Origin of the sequence: Parasphingorhabdus sp. (genome assembly GCF_049667325.1) — a bacterium.
In the GTDB taxonomy this organism is placed as follows: Bacteria; Pseudomonadota; Alphaproteobacteria; order Sphingomonadales; family Sphingomonadaceae; genus Parasphingorhabdus.
The window spans coordinates 1-1,657 of sequence record NZ_JBATHY010000279.1 but is presented as its reverse complement, the minus strand read 5'-3'; the positions used below and the strand labels follow the sequence as shown (position 1 = coordinate 1,657).

The following is a 1,657-nucleotide window of genomic DNA, read 5'->3' as shown; positions in this document are numbered from 1 at the left end:
CAACACCATCCATCCCGGCTATATCCCGACCGAAATCCAGGGCGACTGGTATCAGACCGCGGGAGGCGAAGCGCAAATTGCCGGGTTCCACCGCCGCCGGCTGCAGGATATCGAATCACTTGATCCGATGATGCTGTATTTTTCTTCGGACGCGTCACGCATGGTAACCGGGTCGGATATCATCATCGACGACGGGCAATCGCTCTGACAGCCAGGCCTTGCTGAAGCCTCGGTCACGCGGATCGATGCGAAAGTTTAGGCGGTGACGCTCCCGGGTTGCACCGGTGCCGGCAGTCCGGTTTCTGCCAGACAATTGGCTCGCAGCGTTTCGATATCGGGGCCGAAGTTGAACGGCCCGTCTGTCTCGACGACATTCTGCGTCATTTCCGCGCGCAGGCTTTCTGTGGCTGTCCCATCAACGCTGCCGTCTTCGGCAATCACCACGCCATAATCGCGGGCGCCTTTAACTGTGACCAGTCCCTGGCGGATTTCCAGAGCAACCAGTTCCGGATCGCGCTCGAGCGGGTTGCCCCAGCCGCCCCCGCCCCAGGTGATGAAGTGGAGCAGATCGCCTTCCTTGACCTCGATACCATCCTGCTTGTTGCCGACAACCTGTTTCGTGCCATCGGCTCTCTCCAGAATTTTGGTGGCGCGGTCACCCGGCTGGCCGCCATTGACGCCCCAGGGATAGGTGAACCAGCGGTCGTCATGAATCGCGACCGTGCCGGGTTCGAGGAAACAGTAGGTCATATGGATGCCATTGCCGCCGCGGAAGAGACCCGCACCGCCGCTGTCGGGCTTGGCTTCATAGCGCTCGATCCGCAGCGGAAAATATTTCTCGAGAAACTCGTTCGGAACATTCGTGAAACCGGGCCATAGCGAATGACCATCGGGGCCGTCGCCAAACGGCCGTCCGGGAATGCCGCCAAAGCCGATCTGGAACAGCTGGAACCATTCGCCGGACTTGTCGAAACCGGAATACATCAAGTGCGGGCTGGACGAGAATCCCGCGCCGTTGAGGAATTCCGGCTGGCGCTGGCCGAGCAGGCCGCCCAAAATATCGAAAATCCGGCCAAGCGCATGGGTGCGTCCGGCGAGCGCCGCTGGATAATTCGGCTTGAGAAGAGAGCCTTCCGGAATTCGCACGTCGACCAGATCGTAGAAACCGTCGTTGAACAGAATCTGTGGGTCGAACACCATGATCATGTAAATCCCGAAGAACATCTTGAACATATTCTCGTTGAGAAAGAAGTTGATCGAGCTGGGCGCCTGCGGATCAGTGCCTTCGAAGTCGAGAATGACCTCGCCGCCCTCGCGCCACATCTTGCAGGTGATCTTATATGGTCCATAACCAACGCCATCATCACAGATAAAGTCGGTAAAGCTGACCGGTTCCTCGCCGATGCTGGTTTCGATCAGATGTTTCATCGCGCGGTGGTTGCGCGCCAGCAGCTGATCGGTGGCGCTGGCAAATTCATCCTCGCCAAACCGTCCGCACATTTCATCCACCCGGCGGGCGGCCACCCGGCAGGACGCGATCAGGGAGTTGAGATCGGCGGCGCACCAGTCCGGCTTGCGGCTCTGGTGCAGGATGACCTTGACCATCTCCTCGTTATAGACACCCTTCTGATAGATTTTAACCGGCGGTATCCGGACG

Annotated in this window: 2 protein-coding genes; one reads left to right on the top strand and one right to left on the bottom strand. The window is 58.9% G+C overall.

Annotation, left to right across the window (positions count from 1 at the left end; translation table 11 throughout):
• Window positions 1–208 (top strand): SDR family oxidoreductase (locus WBM93_RS12565; protein WP_424432208.1); only part of this gene is annotated, 208 nt, incomplete at its 5' end.
• 47 nt (window positions 209–255) lie between these two features.
• Here the strand turns inward: WBM93_RS12565 and WBM93_RS12560 are convergent.
• The coding region (locus WBM93_RS12560; RefSeq protein ID WP_424432207.1) for a hydantoinase B/oxoprolinase family protein at window positions 256–1,657 on the bottom strand (1,402 nt) is incomplete at its 5' end.